14 protein-coding genes are annotated in these 17,753 nt (G+C 48.9%); 1 reads left to right on the forward strand and 13 read right to left on the reverse strand.

Going from position 1 to position 17,753, the window contains the following annotated elements; translation table 11 throughout:
- Window position 1 precedes the first annotated feature (1 nt).
- Window positions 2-421 carry a cysteine metabolism transcriptional regulator CymR gene (gene cymR, locus E6W40_RS17910; protein WP_136606703.1) on the reverse strand — a complete coding sequence of 140 codons (420 nt, stop codon included), beginning with the start codon at window positions 419-421 and terminating at the stop codon, window positions 2-4.
- Between the two features lie 463 nt (window positions 422-884).
- Between cymR and mnmA the strand changes: the two genes are divergently transcribed.
- A complete protein-coding gene (gene mnmA, locus E6W40_RS17915) occupies window positions 885-2,021 on the forward strand; it encodes a tRNA 2-thiouridine(34) synthase MnmA (RefSeq protein WP_136606704.1) in 1,137 nt (378 codons plus the stop codon).
- 121 nt (window positions 2,022-2,142) lie between these two features.
- Here the strand turns inward: mnmA and E6W40_RS17920 are convergent, their stop codons facing one another.
- From E6W40_RS17920 to E6W40_RS17975, 12 genes are all read right to left on the reverse strand, one after another.
- Window positions 2,143-3,468: a replication-associated recombination protein A gene (locus E6W40_RS17920; protein WP_136606705.1), complete on the reverse strand. Its 1,326-nt coding sequence runs from the start codon at window positions 3,466-3,468 to the stop codon at window positions 2,143-2,145.
- A gap of 87 nt (window positions 3,469-3,555) precedes the next feature.
- Window positions 3,556-4,983, reverse strand: coding sequence for an alpha-L-fucosidase (locus tag E6W40_RS17925; protein ID WP_136606706.1), 1,428 nt, complete (start codon window positions 4,981-4,983; stop codon window positions 3,556-3,558).
- A 95-nt stretch (window positions 4,984-5,078) separates the two neighbouring features.
- Complete coding sequence (locus tag E6W40_RS17930) at window positions 5,079-6,683, reverse strand: ABC transporter substrate-binding protein (RefSeq protein ID WP_425464947.1); 1,605 nt, start codon at window positions 6,681-6,683, stop codon at window positions 5,079-5,081.
- A 139-nt stretch (window positions 6,684-6,822) separates the two neighbouring features.
- Entirely contained in the window at window positions 6,823-7,719 is an 897-nt protein-coding gene (locus E6W40_RS17935) for a carbohydrate ABC transporter permease (RefSeq protein ID WP_425464928.1), read from the reverse strand.
- 10 nt (window positions 7,720-7,729) lie between these two features.
- The gene (locus E6W40_RS17940; RefSeq protein ID WP_136607063.1) at window positions 7,730-8,704 is read right to left on the reverse strand and encodes an ABC transporter permease; all 975 of its coding nucleotides are present in this window, start codon (window positions 8,702-8,704) and stop codon (window positions 7,730-7,732) included.
- Window positions 8,705-8,967: 263 nt separating this feature from the next.
- Window positions 8,968-11,220 (reverse strand): helix-turn-helix domain-containing protein, encoded by a 2,253-nt coding sequence (locus tag E6W40_RS17945; RefSeq protein ID WP_136606709.1) that lies wholly within the window; start codon window positions 11,218-11,220, stop codon window positions 8,968-8,970.
- 215 nt (window positions 11,221-11,435) lie between these two features.
- Window positions 11,436-12,008 (reverse strand): GNAT family N-acetyltransferase, encoded by a 573-nt coding sequence (locus E6W40_RS17950; protein WP_136606710.1) that lies wholly within the window; start codon window positions 12,006-12,008, stop codon window positions 11,436-11,438.
- A 207-nt stretch (window positions 12,009-12,215) separates the two neighbouring features.
- A complete protein-coding gene (locus tag E6W40_RS17955; RefSeq protein WP_136606711.1) occupies window positions 12,216-13,169 on the reverse strand; it encodes an aminopeptidase in 954 nt (317 codons plus the stop codon).
- Between the two features lie 48 nt (window positions 13,170-13,217).
- On the reverse strand, window positions 13,218-13,889 hold the full coding sequence (locus tag E6W40_RS17960; RefSeq protein ID WP_136606712.1) for an AroM family protein: 672 nt from the start codon (window positions 13,887-13,889) through the stop codon (window positions 13,218-13,220).
- 111 nt (window positions 13,890-14,000) lie between these two features.
- On the reverse strand, window positions 14,001-14,945 hold the full coding sequence (locus E6W40_RS17965) for a DUF1177 domain-containing protein (protein WP_136606713.1): 945 nt from the start codon (window positions 14,943-14,945) through the stop codon (window positions 14,001-14,003).
- A gap of 46 nt (window positions 14,946-14,991) precedes the next feature.
- Window positions 14,992-16,050, reverse strand: a complete 1,059-nt coding sequence (locus E6W40_RS17970) for an S-methyl thiohydantoin desulfurase family protein (protein ID WP_136606714.1) — start codon at window positions 16,048-16,050, stop codon at window positions 14,992-14,994.
- A 12-nt stretch (window positions 16,051-16,062) separates the two neighbouring features.
- On the reverse strand, window positions 16,063-17,673 hold the full coding sequence (locus E6W40_RS17975) for an OPT/YSL family transporter (protein WP_136606715.1): 1,611 nt from the start codon (window positions 17,671-17,673) through the stop codon (window positions 16,063-16,065).
- Window positions 17,674-17,753 lie beyond the last annotated feature (80 nt).

Genomic DNA, 17,753 nt, shown 5'->3' on the forward strand with positions numbered 1-17,753 from the left:
TTTAAATGTAGAACATGTAGTTATCTGCCGCGTCCTGCTCCTGGTAGGATATAAGATCAAACAGCGTGGTCGAATCAAGCACGCTGGCAATGCCATCACGGATGCGCAGCCATAAGTTGCGCTTGGCAGGATCATCTTCTTCTGTAAAATCAACCGGAGAGATCGGTCCCTCAAGAACGCGGATCACATCCCCGGCGGTAATTTCGCTGGATTCGCGGGAAAGAATATAACCGCCGTATGCACCGCGGATGCTTTTTACCAGGCCCGCATTCCGCAGCGGAGCAATTAGCTGCTCCAAATAATGTTCGGAAAGTTGATTTTTCTCAGCAATGCTCTTCAGAGAGATGGGGCCTTCACCGTATTTTGCTGCAAGCTCCATCATTATAGTCAGGCCATAACGCCCTTTTGTTGATATCTTCAAAGGTGGCACCTCTTTCAAAAATTCATGTTTTCTATATAGAATGAACTAAAGATGCGAAAAACCATCACAAAATAATGCCTTTGATCAGGTTGATGGCAAAAGAAACTTTAGTTTAACCCATAGTATATAAACGGATCAATAGACAGACCTGAGTTATAAAAAACATATCTGCGTATTCCGATCATAACCCTTTGCTTATGTTAACATACCTGGCAGCTATTTGGTAAGAAAAACGTCTATTGGAGTATCTCCTCAGTAGACAGACTGTTTTCTGCGGTTTTTTTCTTTCGATGAAATAATCGTTCAACTTCGCTGAGACTGATCAATTCTTTAATCTTAAATCAACAATGACAAAACTGCAAAATGTTCTCCTGCCGCGGACAAAGCTTTTCTGATGTGATCCGGTGCAGGTTGTGTTAAAATACGATATGGGCACAATTTCAAATAGAAATGGTGATTACTCTTGTCAAACAACAATCAAAATACACGCGTTGTCGTCGGTATGTCCGGCGGCGTCGATTCCTCGGTCACTGCACTCCTGCTGAAGGAGCAAGGCTACGATGTCATCGGGATTTTCATGAAAAACTGGGATGACACCGATGAATTCGGGGTTTGCACCGCTGAGCAGGATGCAGAGGATGTGCGCCGTGTTTGCGAACAGATAGATATTCCCTATTACACGGTCAACTTCGAAAAGGAATATTTCGATAAAGTATTTTCCTATTTCCTGGATGAATATAAGTCTGGACGCACACCAAATCCTGACGTGATGTGCAACCGTGAAATCAAGTTTGGTGAATTTCTCAATAAAGCGCTCGATCTCGGTGCTGATTATGTAGCCACAGGTCACTATGCCCGTGTCGTTGAAGAAGACGGCGTCTTAAAACTCCTTCGCGGCGTGGACAGCAACAAAGACCAGACCTACTTCCTGAATGCGCTCAATCAGCAGCAGCTTTCCAAGGCCATGTTCCCGATCGGTCATTTACCCAAGCCGGAGGTGCGCCGCATTGCGGAAGCCGCAGGTCTGTATACAGCCAAGAAGAAAGACAGCACCGGCGTCTGCTTCATTGGTGAACGCAATTTCAAGGAGTTCTTAAGCCAGTATCTCCCTGCCCAATCCGGGAAAATGGTGGATATTGCTACCGGTGAAATCAAGGGTCGCCATGACGGCCTGATGTATTACACCCTTGGTCAGCGTCAGGGCCTTGGTATTGGTGGTTCCGGTAACGGCGAGCCTTGGTTCGTGGCCGACAAAGATTTGCAGCAGAACATTTTGTATGTCGTACAGGGAGACAAGCATCCCAGCATGTACTCAACAGGTCTAATTGCCACAGGCGTGAACTGGATTGCAGGTGAAGGGAATGTGCCCAAAGAACCTTTCAGCTGCACGGCCAAGTTCCGCTATCGGCAGCCCGATCAGCAGGTTACGCTGGAATGGCTGGAAGATGGAACTGTCCATGTACAGTTTGCTCAGCAGCAAAAAGCCATTACACCCGGTCAAGCTGTTGTCTTCTACCATGGGGATGATTGTCTCGGTGGAGGCACCATTGATAAAGTGGAGAAAATTCCTTACAAGATTCCCGTTACACAAAAAAAATAATGCACAGACCTTGAGCCATTGCCCAGTGAACCTGCGGCAGTGGCTTTTTCGTCTGTGCAAAATATTCTCTATGAATACGATAGAATCCTGCTCATTCTTTGAATATTTCCCTGTAAAGCTATTATTCTTCCCCGGAAAGAAACTGATTACGCCGGCGCTGCTGATTGATCTGGATTTTGGACTCGTTCCCCTGTTCTGTCGCCTGATAAAATACCCGCCGTGAGATCTCTTTCGGCAGATAATCCTGCTTAACGTAATGACCAGGGAAGTCATGCGGGTACTTATAACCCTCATGTCCAAGCTTCACGGCGCCTTTGTAGTGAGTATCCCGCAGATGCATCGGCACCTCCGGCGATTTCAGCTCATCAATTGCTGTCATCGCACGTGAAATTGCCGTATATACGGCATTAGATTTCGGACTCTCCACTGCGAATAATATCGCCTGGGCAATATTGAGTTTTGCTTCCGGCCAACCGTTGTTCCGATATGCATCCAGCGCGCTTACCGCTTGGACCATGGCTTGGGGATTGGCAAGACCAATATCTTCGCTGCTGGCAGCAATCAGACGGCGGATGAATACCATCGGATCCATCCCCAGCTTCTCGACCGCGTACAGAAACCAGAACAGCGCAGCATCGCTGGATCCGCGGATACTTTTATGAAACGCGGACAACACATCGTATTGCGTCGACTCGTCCGCTCGTACCGTTGGGCGCCTGATAGACTCCTCCGCTACTTCTAACGTGACATGGACGGTGCCATCCTCTTCCGGTGGCGTAGTCATGGCTGCAAGCTCCAGCGCATTAAGTGCTCTCCGGATATCTCCATTCGCCATTGAAGCAATATGTTCCAGCGCTTCATCGTCAACCTTCAGCTTCATGAAACCGAGACCCTTGTCCGAATCTGAAAGCGCCCGCTTCATCGCGATCAGAGAATGCTCCTTCGTCAGAGGCTGCAGCTGGAACAAGGTGGAGCGGCTCATCAAGGCCCCGTTCACATAATGAAACGGGTTCTCCGTCGTTGCCCCGATAAAAATAATCGTACCCTTCTCGACAGCCGGCAGCAGCGCATCCTGCCGCGAGCTGTTAAAGCGGTGTACCTCGTCCAGAAATAATATGGTCTTCGTACCATACATCGCTTTATTGCTTTGTGCGCGGTCAATAATCTCGCGCACATCCTTGACAGATGCATCGACCGCGTTCAGCTTAACGAAATCCGCCTGCGTTTTTTGCGAAATGATGTTGGCCAATGTTGTTTTACCACATCCCGGCGGGCCATACAGAAGAATCGAAGATACCTGATCCGCATCAATCGCCCGGCGCAGCAGCTTGCCGGGGCCGATAATATGTTCCTGCCCGATATATTCATCCAGATTGGTCGGACGCATCCGGTCAGCTAGCAGCCTGCTGCTCGGCTCTGACTCCTGCTGGAAAGAGAATAAATCCATTTGTATTCACGTCCCTCGAGCTAATTTCGTTATGAATCTAGGCAAACTATAATTGTCCCTTTATCATAACATATCAGCCCGCTCAGATCATGCGTTCGTATCGCTGCTGTACACCTCAAACGTGGAAAGATTCGGCCACCACCGCGATACGGAGATGTTCAGACGCAGATAGCGGCTGCTGACGGCTTCGAATCCGCATATTTTTTTGTAGCCCACCACGGTTCCGTTATAAATCGTTGACCATTCACCGCCGGTCTTGCATTCGAGCGTGAAACGTTCGATCCGCTGGCTGTAGCGGTACTCCTGCAGGATGACACTGTCAAACGCCGTTTCCTGTCCTAAGTCAATTTCGATCCAAGCCTGCTCCGTACCTTGAAGTGGCGCCCAGAATGAGTCGCGGCTGCCGTCCACTGCCTGCTTAGCTTCATGTCCCTCTGCCGATTCAGACGCACTTGCAGCAGCCTCCGACGCCAAATTGACGCTATATCTATGCTGGATTGCATCTCCCAGCTCCTGCAGTCTTCTTACATCATTCTCATGAATAAGTCCGCGGCGATCCGGCGGCAAATTCAGCAGAAATGTTGCATTGCCGCCAACAGATCCCTCATACACATGCAAAAGCTCCTCCAGTGATTTTACCTTGTCATCCTCAGACGCATGATAAAACCACCCCGGACGGATCGACGTATTCACTTCCGCCGGATACCAGATCAGTTTCGGGGTATCAAGAATGATCTCCCTGCTGCCCAGGTCCTCGTCCTCGGAGCTGAATTTCCGGGCAAACTCCCGGTCGTCCTGCTGCTGCGAATTCTCATGGATTTTCTCGTTGTCTTGAATGGAGGCCGGAACGACACTCCATTCCGAGCTCCGGCAGTGCCCTGCTTCATTCCCGCACCAGCGGATATCCGGACCGCATACCGAAATGCAGGCTTCCGGCTGAAGCTCACGGATCAGTGCATAATACGCATCCCAGTCATAGACCTGCCGCTTGCCGTTTGGCCCTTCCCCGCAAGCACCGTCAAACCAGACGCAGAAAATATCTCCATATTCGGTAAGGAGCTCGCGCAGCTGGTTTTTAAAATATTGATTATATACCTCCGAATCACCATAGGTAGGTTCATGTCTGTCCCATGGAGAAAGATAGATGCCGAATTTGATTCCTCCCCTACGGCAGGCATCGGATACTTCACGAACCACATCTCCTAGTCCGTTCTTCCATTGGCTGTTCTTGACGGAATGCTCTGTATAACGGCTTGGCCACAAACAAAAACCATCATGATGCTTGCAGGTCAGAATCAGTCCCTTCATACCCGCAGATTTAACAGCCTCCACCCACTGATCTGCATCCAGCTCAGCAGGATTAAAGATCGACGGATCCTCTTCCCCCGTTCCCCACTCTTCATCGGTATATGTATTGATCGTAAAATGAATAAACGAATAAAATTCCATTTCCTGTACCGCCAGCTGTCTTTCTGACGGTTTTACCTGTGCGGCATACTTAATGCTTTCATTCATCGTTCCATCCCTCCAGTTTTTATGCTTGCCTATTACATTCTCTTCAGAAAAACAGGATACCTGCCGCATACCGCAGGTATCCTAGACTTCATCCCCTATTTCTTTAGCGACTTTTGGTAAATCGCCAAATATTGTTCCAGCTGCAGCCCCTTAAACCCGGCCAAATAACTATCCCAATCCTTATCGAGATCTTTATTGCCCGTCACGAATTGGGCCAGATTCGATTTAACATAGTCCGATAGCGTCTTCTGCATTTGGGCTATCGTTAACGCATCCGTAGGATCTACGAAGGTATCGGACGGATACACCACTTCAGGCTTTGCAAATGGCTCATATTTTTTGGCTGCTAGCCATAAGCGGTATTCAAAAGCCCCGTTCCCGAGCGGATCAGCAGGCGCTACAAAAGACTCACGTACAGAGTTGAGCATCTGCATCGTTCCAAGCTGCCACCAGTAGTCATCCGGCTTGGTCTCCCCATTATCTGAAGCCGCTTTGGCGATCACTTCGTATTTCGCTGGTTCACCATTGTAGTCCTTTTGACTGCTGTCTGCCTTTTTCCAGCCTTCCCCTTCAAAGCCCCAGGATTGCATAACAGTCCCTTCTTCGGACCAGAGGAAATCTGCCAGCTTGACCGCTGCAATCTGCTGTTCTTTGGTTGCCTTATTCGTGATGACGAACTGACCGTCACCCGCTCCTACGCTGTATCCGGCCAACTGCACTCCATCCGGTCCTTTGAGCGGTGGAACCACGTCATAATCCTTATGTCTCGGATGGGCATCATTAACATCGAAAACGCTGCTGATCAGGGCATAACCTACAGCCCCTACATCCGCGTCCGGCTTATTGGCCATCTGCTTCACCGCATCATTATTTTGGGTGAAGACGCCTTTGTCCATCAGACCCTCCGCAAACAGCTTCCGCAAATATTTAAGCCCTTCTTTCCATTCCGGCTGGGCCGGTGAAAAGACAACCTTGCCGTCCTTCACACTTAAATAATCCGAACTGTTGTCATAAATAAAGGCGTTCATCAGGAATGTATCGACGCCGCCGCCCCAGACGTTATCCGAGGTTGAAGTTGTAAAAGGAACTTCATCCGCTTTGCCGTTGCCGTTCGGATCCTTTTCTTTGAAAGCTTTCAGGACATTATAAAATTCATCCGTAGTCGTCGGCATGGTCAGCCCGAGCTTTTTCAGCCATTCCGTATTAATCCACATTCTTTGCCCATACGTGCAGTGCAGACATTCATTCAGCTTGGGCAGCGCATATATATTTCCGTCCGGTGCCACCATCCCCTGCTTCAGGTAGGACACACTCTCCATTGCTTTTTTGATATTCGGGGCATACTGATCGATCAAATCGTTTAACGGAAGAAAAGCACCCTGCTGACCGTACTTAATTTGATCCGCTTTGGATATTCCGGCATTCATAATGACGGCGGGATAGTCTCCGCTTGCCAGAAGCAGCAGCTTTTTATCGCTGAAGGCTGCATCCGGCACCGTATTCCAATTGAATTTGATGTTCAGCTTCTCTTCGATGTATTTGGAAAGCTTGTTCACGTCCAGGTTCTCAATGCCCACGTTTTGCGGAGCAAATACGGTCAGCGTTGTCGGTTTGTTCGGATCGGATGAAGAAGTCACGGCATCTTCCTGTTTCTTTTGGGAACTGCCGCATGCAGATAGTAGAAGAGATAAAATCATCATGATACTGATTCCGATAAATACCCGTTTTTTCAAAAGAACTCCCCCTTATGAGTAATGATCTCAAATACTGCCTCCTCAAGAAAAGGCCCCTTCGCTCCAAAATGTCCGGCACACACCTCCTTAAATTAATCAAAGAAAATCAGCCCTTTAACGATCCGATCATGACCCCTTTGACAAAGTGCTTTTGGACAAATGGATAAATGATCAGGACCGGAGCGGTGGATACAACGATTAGTGAATATTTAAGCAAATCTTTGAGTCCCTGCTGGACAAGCAGGCTGTTCACATTGGTCAGCATATCTGAGTTTTCCGAATTCAGGATCAGAATGTTCCGCAGGAAAATTTGCAGCGGGAACATGCTGCTGTCCTTCAAATAAATCAGTGCATTAAAGTAAGCGTTCCAATGCCCGACGGCATACATGAGAAACAATACGGCCAAAATCGGCTTGGAGAGCGGCAGCACAATCCGCAGAAAAAACCTCATATCGCTGCAGCCATCCATGTCAGCGGCTTCGGCCAGCTCTTCCGGAATTGATTGGAAGAAGGTCCGTGCGATAATGACCTGAAATACGGCAAGCGCCCCAGGAATGATCATCGCCCATCTCGTATTCACCATGCCAAGGGATTTGACCAGCAAATAGTTGGGGATCAGCCCCCCGTCGAAGAACATCGTGAAGACGAGCAGTATCATAATGAGACCGCGTCCGTAAAAGGTTTTGCGGGCGAGCGGATAGGCAAGCATGGCGGTAAAGGAAACATTGACCAGCGTACCCACGATGGTATAAAAAAACGAGTTGCCGAAGCCAACGAGAATATCGGAATTTTGGAAAACGGCCTTGTATCCAATCAAACTGAAATCAACCGGCCAGAGCCATACTTTTCCTGAAGTCACAGCCGATGGCGAGCTGAATGAAGCGCTTAAAATATGCAGCAGCGGGAACAAAATCAGAAGGAGAACAAGAGATAGAAAAATATAGACGATGCCAAGAAAGAACTTGTCTGTTACTGAATCCCGTATCGATGTTTTATTCAACATGCAGCCCTCCTTACCATAAACTGTTGGATGATATTTTTTTGGAAATGAAATTCACCAGGATCAGCAGAACAAAATTGATGACCGAATTAAACAATCCGATCGCGGCCGAGAAGCTGAAATTGGCTCCCAACAGACCGACCTTGTACACATAGGTGGAAATGACCTCGGATGTATTCTGATTTAAAGGATTTTGCATCAAATAAATCTTTTCGAAGCCAAGGCTCATCATCTGTCCCAGGTTCAGGATAAGCAAAATGACGATGACCGGAATCAGGCTTGGAATATCGATATTGATAATTTTTTGAAACCGTGAAGCCCCGTCCACCTTGGCAGCCTCATATAAATCCGGATTCACGCCGGATAAAGCAGCAATATAAATGATGGCCCCGTAGCCTGTAAACTGCCATACATCGGAGAAGACATAAATCGTTTTGAAAAATCCGGCCTTGCCCATAAAATCGATCGGTTCCCATCCGAGCGCCCTGAAGGCATTGCTCAGCAGTCCCACATTAGGGGATAAATTAACGATCAAAATGGACACGATAACCACCGTTGATATGAAATAGGGAGCGTAGGTAACCATTTGTACCGATTTCTTGAATACGCCATTCCTGATTTCATTAAGGGCGAGAGCCAAAATAATAGGTGCGGGAAATCCGATGGCCATGCCGTAAAGCGATATTTCCAGCGTGTTTTTAAAATACTGCCAGAAGAATGGAACCTCAAACAGTTGCTTGAAATATTTCAGTCCGGCCCATGGGCTTCCGAGTATCCCCTGTACGACGTTGTACTCCTTAAAAGCAATGATCACGCCGAACATGGGAATGTACTTAAAAATAATGATGTAAAGCAGAGGGAGAAAGACCAGCAAATAAAACTGCCAATGCTTCATGATTTTCCGGCCTGCGCTTGTCCCTGCCCTCTTCCGCGGGGCAACCCGTTCAGACGGATTCGGCGGAACCGCTTTGCTGCTTGTCACTTCCATACCTGCCGACTCTCCTTCACGTTTTGTTGCTCTCATGTTATAGGCATGGACTGATTCCGTTCAATATACATGTTTCTCGGAGCCAACTTATTTCCCTAAGAGAGTCATAGATACCGCTAAAAGCGACTGTTCCGCTCTGGTAAACTTTTTTCTCCGGCAAACCTTTTTTCATTCCTTTCCAATCCTGCGTAAACAACAAAAATCCCGCAAGGACAGCATCCAGCGGGACAAAGAAAATCGGACGGAAGCTTGCCTTCCGGCTATTAAAGCGCGGTCATATCTTTATTTCTCCGGATCATGTGGTCACGGTATTCGCCTGGAGACAGGCACACGATCTTTTTAAACATCCGTCCAAACGATATCGCATTCACATATCCTACTTCTTCGGCAATTTCCTGGATTGTCTGATCCGTTTCCGTAAGAAGGGTCTGGGCATGGCCGATTCTGAGCTCGATCAAATAATCCACAAACTTCTGTCCGGTTTCCTCCTTGAATAATTTGCTGAGCATTTTGGAAGAAAGGTTGAACAGATCGCTTAAAAAGTCCAGGGACAGATCGGGATTGGCAAATTCCCGGTCCATATATTCACGTACACTTCGGATCGTTTCGGAATGATTCCGTGTCACCTGAGCCTTCTGAAGCTCCCCGTAAAATTGCTCCAGAGTCTGCTCGAAGTTCACCTCTACCTGCTCCAGCGTATCCGATAACTGAATTGCCTCCAGTAGGGAAGGCCGCCCTTTATGTTCCCACAGCTCCTGGTATTCCTTTGTCATTTTATCCATTTCGCGTCCGATGGAGTAAATCAAATAATCCGCCAGGCTTATGATATGATCGCTGCTCAATATATTTTGTTCAATGCTGCGGATCAGCGTCTTGTGTTTCTCCCGCCACTCCTCTTTTCCAAGCCTGAATGACTGAGCGATCGAATGCACCAGCTGAAAATAATCGAACATGGCGCCGTGCTCCTCCTTAGCGAGCAGATTATAGAAAATGATCCGGTTATTACCCAGAATCATTTTATATTTCAAAGCCTGCTGCGCTTGAGCATAAGAGTCCGGAATTTCTTCCAGGTTATAGGCGGCCCCGCCCGCACCAACCGTCACCGTGAGCTTCAAATGCTCCTCCACCCACTTCCTGGCATGATCCAAAATCTCTGTAACCTGCTTCTGTGGGTCCTGCAGCTCTTCGATTTGCAAAAGCACTCCCAATGCGTCATTCGCGATCCACTCGGTCCACACAAAACCCCCATGCTCCTGGGCTGTTTCCTGGATGACGCTTTTCAGCGCAAATTTCATCAAATACTGGTCCTGCTGGGTAAACTGGCCACAGAACTGCGTATATTTATCGATTTCGATGACGCATGCAACTTGTCGTTCAGCAAAATCATTCAGCTGCATCGCATCCCGCATGACCTCCCATTCTTCAGGTCTTGAGAAATGCTGTCCCTCCATCAACTGCTGGAACAAATAAGCCTTTTTCACATGAAGATCTTCGCGGTGCTGCCGTTGGTAGCTGTTGGATTGCTCCAGCATCTGGTTAATGGCCGACTGGAGAAAGGTAAATTCGTCCTGCCCGTTCCCATGCAGCAGGGTTGTAGCTTTATTTTGAGAAAATTTCTGCACCTGGGACACAATCTGCTCAATTGGCTTATAGTTTTTTTTGGCAGCATACACGATCCACGCCACTCCAGCTAAAATCATCAAGATTCCCAGCATAAACCAGATGTTGAAAAGCTGATTCGCCACGTTAACCCACTTTCCGTTAATCAGCCCGCTCTGGTACTCCCAGCCGGTCACGGGAGAAATGGCCTGTGAAACGACATTTTGCTTCTTCTCTGCTTCGGAGACCGGAAGAACATCGCTGCCGCCTTGGTCAAGAATATGGATATAGCTGACATCCTGGCTGTACATGCTTTCAATAGAATTATTGATTGCATCGGCGGATACGTTGACGACGAGGAAACCTTGGCCGGTTTTGAGGAAGGGGGCTTTCAATGCTAAAGTAACAACCCGGTTCGGTCCCTTGATGCTGAATTCTTCGAATTTTCTGACCCCTGTCCAGCCGGCATCCTTCTTTTCCTGGTTGATGTACGGTTTGATGAAAGGGTAATCCGGATAATCCTGCAATCCGGAGCTTGTAGCGCTGCTCAGGATGAAGTTATCCTTGGTCCGAACGAGATAAATGGAGTCGACCAGAGGGTAAGCGTTTTTGAAATTATTAATAAACTCAACGAGCTTGATATTCAAATAATAATCATTTTGTGTGCCATTTTTATAAAATGCGGATATGTCCGTGTTCTTCAGCATTTCGGTCATCAGCATCTGCTCGATGGTTTTGAGGGAGGAGTCGATGGAGCTCATCGCTTGCAGAAGGAGGGTTTCATTGGCCTTAACGGCTTCCTTGCGGCTCTGATCACTAAGCAGCTGAAAAAACATGAAGAAAATAAAGGATATAACAATAAAAAAAGCAGGCATGTACGAAAAAATCTGGCGGTAAAACCATTTGCGATTCCGCATCGGCTCCCTCTCCTTACGCATGGATTCTCTTTCGGATGTCGTCTATGTTCTGAGCTTGCATTCCCTGAGAGGGCCGCAAATGAATTAAAACGCTTTCAAACACATGTGCATATTATAACATTCCAATCCATGGAATTCATTAGTGCCAAAGTAGGCAAATAACCCCCCTCGGTATTCCGGGCTCAATAGCCATGAACTGCCGAAGGGGCTGATAACTAATGATCTCCGCTTTGTTTCTTGTTCCGATACGCTTTTTCGTGGTAACGGAGAATGGATTCGAATACGTTTTTCCCATTATCATCAGATTCTATGGGGCTGTCCACATCCAGGCTTACATACATTGCTTTGTATGTCTCAGGCACCCAAATATACGTGTGGACATAATCCGTTGCCGTGTACCCCGCTTTTTTCCAGAAAGCGATTCTCTTGGCATTTTCTTCGCTGGGGTCTGCTTCCGCCTCAATCACGATGCCTCTGCAGTTTCTGGATTTCGCCCATCTTTTCAAATCTTCGAGACAAGCCAGCCCCAAGCCTTTTCCGCGTTCATGCCTGCTTACTGCAATATAATCGATGACAAGCAAACTCTCCTTCGAATCCGTTCCCGTCAGCGCCATAGCGACCGGAGCGGCTTGGATATACCACACATGCAGCTCGCACAGGCCTCTTTCAAACATTTTTACGATAATGCCCTTGTTTTTTCGCCCATGCTCCGGAAAGGCTTCTTCATAGACAGGCTCTGCCTGAAGCCACATTTCTTCATCCCATTGTTCTGTAACTTGATGCCGCATATCATGGTCTCCTTTATGAAAACTTCTCTATTCTAACTGCTCCCTTTAGTGTATAGCTGCATTCTCCCCATAAGCAAACGATCCGGATATCCTATTCATATGATGAGTCGTGCCAGTCTTAAGTAGGCCGATTTGCAAACAAAAAAACACCGCAGACAAAATATGCTCTACGGTGTTTCTGTAAATATCGGTTAAGAACCGATCATGCTATTTTCCGATCAGCTCACCATTTTTCATGATAAGCTCCTCGTCCAAGTAGACGTCCGGCTTGCCGACAACGCAGTCGATATGAACACCCGCCGCAACCGTTCCACCGAACGTGTTATTGCTGCCAAAGGCCACATGGATCGTGCCGGAGACTTTCTCGTCTTCCAGCACGACACCAGTAATTCTTGCCTTTTCATTCGTGCCTATGCCGAATTCTCCGAGCATTCTGCCATCGCCGTCTCCCAGCATTTGCAGCAGCTTTTCCCCTTCTTCACCGCCTACGGCAGCAACGAGACGCCCCTTCTCAACGCTCAGGACAATCGGACCTGCCAGCTTGCCGACACCGGCGATCGAACCGTCAACGACGATTTGACCTGTGGCAGAACCTTCGACGGGTGCAATGTAAGCCTCGCCGGAAGGTAGATTACCCGATTGACCCGGCTCCAGATACATGCCTGTGCTTGGTACTCCATCGCGGCCCTCAATGGAAAATTCCAGTGAATGGCCGTCTTTTTCGATTCGTACCTTGCGGCTTTGGGTCAGCATCTCCGTGACCTCCTCCGTCAGTGCTTTGACCTGTGTGTAGTCGGCGGCAATCGCGCCCTCCAGGAACATATCCTCCGTGATTCCCGGCATCGTCGCAACGCGGGCTCCGGCTGCTGCAGCCTGCTTGCGCGCCTGTGTGTGGGTAAGAGAATGCTTCGTGATGCACACAACGGCCTGTGAGCTGACCATAGCTGCGGCGACAGCTGCAGGCGGTTCTTGCCCGGACTTACCCCGCTCCTTCATGACCATCAGCATAGCTTCCGCGCCCATGCGTCTTCCCGCTTCGTAAAGTAACTCCGCCAGTTCCTTTCGGGTATCGTCGGTAACGACAAGAAAGGTCTCTCCGGCCTTGAGTCCAAGGCAATCCGCCAGCGTTTTCATGCTTATTTCAATGATTTTTTCGCTCATTTTTTTATTAGCTTCCTTTCATACGAGAAATATCTTATATGGGCCGAATTATATCATTTCCGATACGACTTTTGCCATAATGGCATTGGAGAGGATGACAGGCGATCCCGTCTCTTCGGCGACGATTGCCCGCGCTTCTTCCGTATAACCCATGCAATCCAGCAGGAAAATATCCGCTTTGTCCTTCAGCTCAGATGCGGCGGCTTGGAAATTCCCATTCGTGAACAAATACGGCGAGGCAACGGCAAACTCCGGATGAAGCCCCTGCGGCTCATATTTTGGTCTCAGGCTTACCTTTTGCTCTTCAAGGGGAACGATGACGCCCAACCTTCTGCTGCCGACCATTGCTTTCACAACCGGAGGAATAATATGATCTGGCTCGATCAAGTAAGACGTTCTGGTATGAAGTCCCGGGAATACGCCCGTGCACAGCAGCAGAATATGCCCTACTCCTTGCTCTTCCATTTCGAATATTTTATTTTGCAGGATGGGCTGAATTTTATTCCGTCCCATAATAACGGACTGGCCTGTTGTTAACCGGGATGTCAAACTGTAGTCATCTTCACCCGGCTGTAAATGGGCGTCGATATATTCCTTCGTCAATCCATCCAGCACGCCAGCCTGGATCATCTCCACCCGCTTAGACAAATGTGCTTCCAGAATCGGAGTGACGTCTTTACGTGGCGCCTGACCGATCGTCATTACCCCAAGCTTCGTCATTGGTCATCCCCTCCATGCTTAACATGAATCTTTCTCAAAATTTTTCCAAGTGCTTCGATGACCTGTTTACAAAAGGGAAGAGAACTAACGCCCCTTCCCTTCCACATTTATTTATTTCCCTTGGGCATTGCCTGCGGTTTGCAGAGTTTTCATCGACCCGTAAAGCTTGCCGATCCGTTCATATTCCACTTCATCATAGAAGGCACAGGTTCCATTCGTTACTTCCTTAGCGGTTTCCACAGCAAACCGAACCGCTGCAGCAATGTCTACTTCGTGACTAGCTCCCGTTCCGCAGCCCGGAACAACGGATTGCGTAGTCACTGCGACGCCTACCACAGGTGCGGATGTCGCAACAGCCGGCTGCAAAATGGAGTTGATATGATACAAGTCGTTGCCATAAGGCGTAATATCCTGCATTGTAATCGGGAAGGTCACCGGAAGAAGGCCGGTGGTCATTTCCATAATACGCAAGAGATCTTCGCTAACCCGCAAAATATAGCCTTCTTTCACGGTAGGTGAAATTGCAAAGCCCTTGTGATTGATCACGCGATTGCCCTTGGTCGTATCGATCGAAAGAACAGCCTCCATCTCGGGCAAAACCTCATGAGCATTCATGGCACCAATATCAACCGGCGAATCCATAAAGTCGACTGGCTCATGCGGACGAGTCGGAGCATCGGGACAGATATGGGTTGTCACGATGACATCGCCTTTCAAACGGTCTCCTTTCGCCTGCATATCCGCCAGCTTCAGCGCTGAGGCCACCGCGGCTACCGCGCCATCGGCGTCGGACACGAGTCCGGTTCTGGTCGGACGGGCACCTATTCCGCCAAGGCGACCCACGATGCCAAATGTGGCGGCGCTGCCCCCCTTTGCCTTGCCCTCGGTTCCGGGGATCATGATTTTAATGAAATCCGTGCTGCCCTTCTCGCCGGTCACCTTTTTGACCTCTACAGTAACATCCCGATAGCTGCCGAGCAGCTCCTTTACCTTTTCTCCGGTTGCATTCGCATCGTCCAGCGCATCCAGCGCAATCATTGTTTGTTTTAATGTCATTTTTCCATACCTCCATGCTAGTCTGAAATGATGAGCCGAACATAAATCAAAAAATGTAATCCAATACCGGTTTCTTAATGATGTCTTCTACAGGCTGCAATAACTTTTTGTTATTCATCGTGCTGCTCAGCAGCAATTTCTCCCTTGGGACGACGATGATCGCGAGCTGCTGTCCTTTTTTAAGAGCGGCCGTAACGATCGGCTTTGCCGTTTTGGCATCAATTGTCATGATGAGATCCGGGAAAGTCGCGTAACGCTCTCCACCCTTCTCCAGAGTCATGTATTCATTCCAGAAGGTCATCTCGAAGCCGTCAATTCTTACCGTTCCGACATCGAAACCTCCCACTGTTTCAATCTCAAAATCCGTCACTTCTCCGGCGGCAACAACTTGTCCTCCGAGTTTCGCGGCGACGGCGGCGATTGCAGCTTCACCCTTTGCTCCAAGCAGCGCTTCGCCGACTTCAATCGCCTTCGTGATCGCGCCGGGAGCCCCGTTATTTCTGGCATACGCTGCCGTAACCGGGTTTCTCGCTACGGCAACCAAGCCACCGGCTTCAATGGATGCCTTGCGGATGAGCGAAGCTGCTTTGCCAAGCGAACCTGTGATGCTGAACTCCAAGTAATGATCGTCTTTACCGCCAACTGCCGTTTGATGCGATACGTAATCCTCGATTTCAGTCAAATTCATCGCACCCATCGTTCCTGTTGGGTGAGCTCTTCCGTTGCAGGCAAAATCCACAAGAGGGATGCCTGTCATGACCGATTGCAGCCATCCGTTCACCGTTGTCCCGGCCCCATTCTCATTCGTATGAATCGCAGAAATCGGTTTATGAAGTCCACGGGCCAGCATTTCCAGTGATCGTGCATAATGAATAGGCTTCAGAAATTTATCCTTTGCTCCGGGAGCCCCGACAAGCGATACCGTTACAAACGTATCGTTGTCAGCGAACTGGTCGATTGTATGCAGCTCAGGCGAACCTAATTCAAGCGCCAACCGTCCAATCTGAAGCCCCTCTTCGATCCAGCCTCCGCCGCCACCTCCCAAAATGGCGCCACCGAATACGGCACTTTCCATCATTCTCTCGTCCAATTTAATCGTAGTCATATCCATCCGCACCTACTTTCTGATTTTAAATATAGAATTAAAGAAGCTGTATATGGCATCACCTGCGATGAAACCGGCAGCCAAAATACTCATTGAAGTCTCAGCATCCTTGCCTTTCACTTTCAGCACGACGATCCGGATCAGGAGACCCGCAAGGACCGCCCAACAGGCATTGGGTGTAAGGATGAGCAGACCGGTTGCGAACATGACGCCAACCTGGCGCTTCGCACCGCCGATCCATTGCAAAATGGCTCCAGGGATCGCCCACACCAGCAGCTTCATCGCTACATCCGGTGAGGCTCCCGCTTGAATGGTGGATACATAGACGGTATCAATTGGCGGAACGAGGTTTTGCGAGAAATACGAGTGATATGTCAGAGCCACGACAACCACCGCTACAGCAAAAGCAACCATACCTGTCAGATACTGCTGTTTTCGGCCCCGCCGTTCAAACTCTGCATCCTCCCCGTTGCCCCGAAGGATATAGCCGGTTTTCAGATCGTAACCCATATCTGCAAACGCCGGACCTGTTGCAGCACTAAAGCCGGCAAGCAGGGCAAGCGCAACCGTCGGGAAGCCGATCATCATACCGAATAACAAGGTAATGAAAGCGACCGCGAACGCCGGGAACCAACCCGAATGCATCGCAGCAATGCCGACGATAAGTTCATGGACGAACGCCGCAAAGGCGGCAAAAACAAGAAACCCGATCAGCATGCCGAAGGACATTTTCGTAATCAAGCCGCCGATAATCGCGATAATCAAGGCAATGATTAGGTAAGCGACAAATCCATAACCGAGGGCGCGTCTCGCCTCACCCTCCGTTCGTGTGTATTTGCCGGCTTCTGCTTCCCGATCTTCCTTCTTCGGGCGTTTCAGAATAAGGAAAGCTGCTTGAACCAGAGCTACAATGCCCGCGCCGATCATGACACCATGCGCGATATACAGCTTGTCAACGTCGATGTTAAACCAAGGAATCGAATATTGGCGGATCAAAAGCCCAATACCGAACATGCCCAGCGCCCAGATGTTACCGATGAATGCCACACCGAAAGCGGACATTGAAATATGGAAATAGGAGCCGATCAGGCCTACAACGGTTCCGACGCCAAGCAGCCCGGCGCGTTTGCCGCCTTTATCACCGGCGATAATCGATTCGGCTGTCGCTACGCCCGGTGCCCAGGTTCCCGACGCCGGGAACAGCTTCGAATCAAACAGCTTATACAAGAGTGCCGAGTCTACAAACATCGCAAGAGCCGCGCCGATCAGCATGGGGATAATCAGCTTGGTCTCTCCCATGACAAAAGGGATGCCGATGGGAATAAATAAACTGTTGGCTGCCCCAAACGTCGCAGAGGAGATCGAAGTTTGGACCAGATTTTGACGGTGCACCGATTTATATTTTTTAAAAACCGCAATCGGTATTCTCGCGATCAGCATCGCGACAAGTGCCCCGATGATCGCTGTGTTTGGCGTCACGCCCAGTGTCGTTACAATCTGAATACCGACAATAGCGCCAAGAACGCCGGTTATGATATTGAGAATCAGGGCAAATGGTTCAAATATACTGGGATGCTTCTCTTTTTTGCCTTCTTGTCCCACATCGTTCTTCATTTCGCTCATCCATATGCCTCCAATTTGTGTAAGTTGATCACTCTTTTAATTTTCACGACATTCAGATCGAAGACCGATAGAATAGCGAT

The sequence above is a fragment of the Paenibacillus dokdonensis genome (assembly GCF_004916975.1).
Taxonomy (GTDB): domain Bacteria; phylum Bacillota; class Bacilli; order Paenibacillales; family Paenibacillaceae; genus Paenibacillus_AQ; species Paenibacillus_AQ dokdonensis.